Below are 4259 nucleotides of genomic sequence, written 5' to 3' on the forward strand. Positions count from 1 at the left end.
CCGGCTCGCGGCGGATCCGGCCGAGGAGGCCGAGGTGCAGACCGCCGTACGGAGCCGGATCCGCCGCGAGCCGGCGCAGCCGGTCGGCCACCCGCACGTCACCGGTCTCGGCGTGCAGCGCGGCGACCTCTCTGGTGGTCTCCTCGCAGTCCCACAGGCACTCGACGGCGAACCCCGTGGCGTACGAGGGGTCGGTGGCCGCCAGCGCCCTGGCCGTACGGCCGCGCAGTTGTGAGGAGGCGGTCTCCCGGTACACGTGTCGCAGCACGGGCGCGGCGCAGCCGATGCCGAGCCGTCCTGTGCCGTCGACGAGGGTCCACAGCCGGGGCGCGTCGGGCCCGTCGGACCGTACGGCCTCCCGGAGCGCGCCGAGCACCAGTTGGGTGTCCTGCGGGCCGCCCCGGGAGGCGAGGACACCCGCCGCCGAGGCACCGAGGGCGTCGGGCCGGTGCACCCAGCCGCGCGCCCGGTCCACCGCGGCGTCGCCGCACATGCGCTCGAAGGCGGCGACGGCGGCTTCGGCGAGACTCTCCGACGGGTCGGTGGCCGCGGACTCGATCAGGTCGAGCACGGCGGGATCGCGTGCCTCGGCGAGATAGTGCAGCGCGGCCGAGCGGGCACCGTCGGGGCCGCTGCGGCCGGCTTCCACGATCGCCGCGCGGTCGTCGGGTCCGGCGACCGCGGTCAGACATCGGGCGGCGGGCACATGCAGGGTCGTGCCGCGTTCGAGGCCGTCCTGGGCCCATTCGAAGACCGCCTGGACGCTCCAGCCGGGGCGTGGCCCGCTGGGTCGCAGCTGCTGCTGCCATCGGTCGAAGGAGCCCTGTTCGCGTGCCACCCTGACGCGGGTGGCGACCGCCTCGCGGGGGTCGTCGGCCCAGAGCCGCCAGGGCCGGGGTTCGAAGGCGCCCTGGAGGGCGGTGGCCAGCTCGGCGTCGCCCTCGGCGGTCGTGGGGAACCGGGCGAGGACCGTCGGGGCGAGCGAGCGCAGGCCCGCGTCGTCGTCGCGCAGCGCCAGTTCGTCGAGCGCCCAGGTCCAGTTGGATCCGGACGCCGCGTACCGGCGCAGGAGCGCCAGGGCGTCGTCCCTTCCGTAGGAGGCGAGGTGCCCCAGTACGGCGAGGGCGAGCCCGGTGCGGGACTCGTCGGTCTCGAAGTGGTCCTCGGCACGGAAGAGGTGGTGTTCGAGCGGGTCGAGATCGCCGTGCAGGTCCAGATAGAGACGCGCGTAGTAGAGGGAGCGATTCTCGACCTGCCAGTCGTGGCGCGGGTCGTTCGTCACGCAGTGGTTGAGGGCGTTGAGCGCCTCGGCGCGGGGTGCGGCCAGCGCGTGCAGTGTGCCGTCGCCGCGCCCCCTTTGCAGCAGGCCGAGCAGTGTGCCGCTCGGCGCTATGACTGGATCGAACATGGGGAGAGCCTCACATCAAGCTGTCGACGCAACCGGGGGGTGGGGATGCCTAGGCTGCCTAGGCCGCGCGACAACATCGCTCGACCGTCGTCTCCTGCTTGGTGTAGACCATCTTCCTCTGCCTCTCGTCGGTGGCCCCTTCCGGGCCCGACGTCATGATGACCCACCCATTTCGCCACCGCGACCACATTTACGACGCCTCCCTTCACCGTGCTCCGAAGAGCTCCAGGAGGTCCGTCTTCCCGAACATCCGCGCCGTATCCACGGCGGAGGGTGTTCCGGCCTCCGGGTCGGCCCCGCCGGTGAGCAGCGCGCGGATCACGGCGTCCTCGCCCTTGAAGACGGCGCCGGCCAGTGGTGTCTGACCACGGTCGTTGGCCCGGTCGGCCTCGGCGCCACGCGAGAGCAGCGCTACCACCGCGGGCGCGTGCCCGTGATAGGCGGCGAGCATGACCAGGGAGTCGCCCCGGTCGTTGGTGAGGTTCGCCGGGACACCGGCGTCGACGTAGGCGGCGAGCAGTTCGGTCTCACCGCGGCGTGCGAGGTCGAAGACCTTCGTGGCCAGCTCGACGACGTCGCTGTCGGGAGCATCGCCGTCCGGGGCCGGGCCCTCCGGGACCTCGCTCATCGGTGAACCGCCTCTCACGCCGCTGACCTGGGACGTACGGCTGCGCAGCCGTACGGGTGAATCGACAGATTACTGCCCTGCGGGCCACTGCGGGGGACAGAGGCCGTAGCAAGCGGTACGCGAGGTTCCGCCGTCCGCCGGTCCAGTGAAATTCCAGGAATTTCACCCACTTGCACCTTTTATCACATAGATACTTACTGTGAGCATGGAACAACTCATGGTGACTGTCCCCCTCAACCAGGAGATCCCCTCATGATCCTGTCCATGTCAGGCGTCGTGCTGCTCGGAATCATCGTCTTCCTCTTCTTCAGGAAGGACGGACTCAAGGCGTCCCACGCGCTCGTCTGCGCGCTCTTCGGCTTCTACCTCGCGGGCACGGCCATCGCCCCCAGCATCACGGCCGGCGGCGCCAGCCTCGCCAGTCTGCTCGGCGGGATCAAGTTCTGATCGCCTGCCGTCCCTTCAGCACATTCAGCATCTTCCGCACCTTCAGGAGACAGACGTGGCCCGGCGACCACTCCCCCGCATTCTGAGCAGCGGCAGCGCTCACATCGCTCGCAGCCGAGTGATGGCCCGCTCGGCCGCCGACAGTGCCACCGACGTCCTCCATCCGCTGATCACGATCACCCGTGGTCTGCGTCTGCTGGCCGGCGCGGGACGGCAGAAGTGGGCGGCCACGCCCAAGGACCGGCGTGGTCCCGCGCTGTTCCTGGTCGCGGCCGTCGTCGCCGTGGTCGCGCTCGTCCCGTACGGACCGCTCCTCGCCCTCATCTCGGTGATGGCGGTGGCCGGCTGGAAGGGCCGTGACCGTACGCCGGCGCGGACCGGGCCCGACGACGCGGAGCTCCAGCGCCTGCGGTCTCTCTACGAGGCGCTGGTGCCGTACTTCTCCGTGCCGGAGGACCCGAGCCCGCTCTTCGCCCACGGCGGGGAGTGGGACAAGGCGTTCGACGAGTACGAGTTCGACGCCGACGGGCGTCTCACCCGGCTGCGGGTGTCGTACCCTCCGTACTTCACCGACGGTGAGTACTCCTCCCGCGTCCGGATCGAGCATCTGATGCACGCGAAGTCCGGGCGCGGCCGGGAGTATCTGTTCGACTGGGACGAAGAGGGCAACGTGCTCGTCATGAGCGTGCTTGCCCCGCTTCCCACCGGCATCGCCGCCCAGCGGTTCGTCACCGCCCCCGGCGAGACCGTGCTCGGCTTCACCGACGCCGACGCGGTCCGGCGCACCGTGCCGGTCCTGGAGGGCGACGCGACCCGCGACGCCCCTCCGGTCGTCTGGCGTACGGGTGCCCGCTCGACCGAGCCCCATCTGCTCGCCGTCGGGCACCCCGGAAGCGGCACCACGAGTCTGCTGCGCTCGATCGCCCTCCAGGCGCTCGCGCACGGCGACGTGGTGATCGTGGAGGGCAACGGGACCGGTGAGTACGCCAGCCTCGACGGGCGTACGGGCGTCCTCGCCGTGGAGTGCGGGCTCTCGGGCGCGCTGTCGGGTCTCGAATGGGCCGCCAACGAGACGGAACGGCGGCTGATCGCCGCCAACCGCGCCCGGCAGTCCGGTCACGCCGTGCCCGACGACACCAAGCGCCCGCTCTGGCTCCTGCTGGACCGGCCGAGCGCCTTCGCCCATCTGGCGGTCGCCGACGGGCGGCCCGATCCGCAGGACCTGCTCAACGTGCCGCTGCGGCACGGCAGGGCGGCGAATGTGACAGTCGTCGTGGCGGAGCAGTTCGAGACCCTGGACGCGCTCAGCGAGACCGTACGGACGCACACCCGCGCCCGGGTCGTGCTGGGCGCCGCCTCCCGCGAGGAGCTGGAAGCGGTCCTCGGGGCGCCGCCGCACACCATCCCCACCCCGGACATCCCCACCGGGCGGGGTTACGCGCGGCTCGGCACCGGACCGGTGCTCAGGCTCCAGGTCCCGGCGACCCCCGATCCGTACGACGACCACACGAGCGACGCGCACCGGCGCGCGGTGCTGGATCTGCTCCCGGACCGGCACACCCCGCCGGACGGGTCGACCGCCGCCGCGACCCGGACCGCCGGAGCCGGGACCGAACAGGCGGCGTCCGCGCCGCACGGACCCGCCGCGGAGCCCGACCCACCGGCCGTACACGCACAGCAGACGCAATCGCGCCAGAGCACGGCGACGATCCCCACCGCCGTACCGGCCGAGGGCTGAGCACCACGGGCCCTCGACCCCTAGGGCGTGTCCGCAAA

General features: G+C 71.9%; 4 protein-coding genes. 2 read left to right on the forward strand and 2 right to left on the reverse strand.

Going from position 1 to position 4259, the window contains the following annotated elements; genetic code table 11:
- A partial coding sequence (locus BHU15_RS35275) for a HEAT repeat domain-containing protein (protein WP_069630855.1) occupies nucleotides 1-1408 on the reverse strand: 1408 nt, incomplete at its 3' end.
- A 205-nt stretch (nucleotides 1409-1613) separates the two neighbouring features.
- Nucleotides 1614-2036: an ankyrin repeat domain-containing protein gene (locus BHU15_RS35280; RefSeq protein WP_069630856.1), complete on the reverse strand. Its 423-nt coding sequence runs from the start codon at nucleotides 2034-2036 to the stop codon at nucleotides 1614-1616.
- Nucleotides 2037-2288: 252 nt separating this feature from the next.
- Between BHU15_RS35280 and BHU15_RS35285 the strand changes: the two genes are divergently transcribed.
- Nucleotides 2289-2483: a hypothetical protein gene (locus tag BHU15_RS35285; protein ID WP_023543035.1), complete on the forward strand. Its 195-nt coding sequence runs from the start codon at nucleotides 2289-2291 to the stop codon at nucleotides 2481-2483.
- A 55-nt stretch (nucleotides 2484-2538) separates the two neighbouring features.
- On the forward strand, nucleotides 2539-4221 hold the full coding sequence (locus tag BHU15_RS35290; RefSeq protein WP_069630857.1) for an ATP-binding protein: 1683 nt from the start codon (nucleotides 2539-2541) through the stop codon (nucleotides 4219-4221).
- Nucleotides 4222-4259: the final 38 nt, after the last annotated feature.

The organism is Streptomyces niveus (genome assembly GCF_001723055.1).
Classification (GTDB): domain Bacteria; phylum Actinomycetota; class Actinomycetes; order Streptomycetales; family Streptomycetaceae; genus Streptomyces; species Streptomyces niveus.

Coding starts and splice junctions, on each gene's coding strand:
- BHU15_RS35280 (WP_069630856.1), bottom strand. CDS start 2,036: ATGAGCGAGGTCCCGGAGGGCCCGGCCCCGGACGGCGATGCTCCCGAC.
- BHU15_RS35285 (WP_023543035.1), top strand. CDS start 2,289: ATGATCCTGTCCATGTCAGGCGTCGTGCTGCTCGGAATCATCGTCTTC.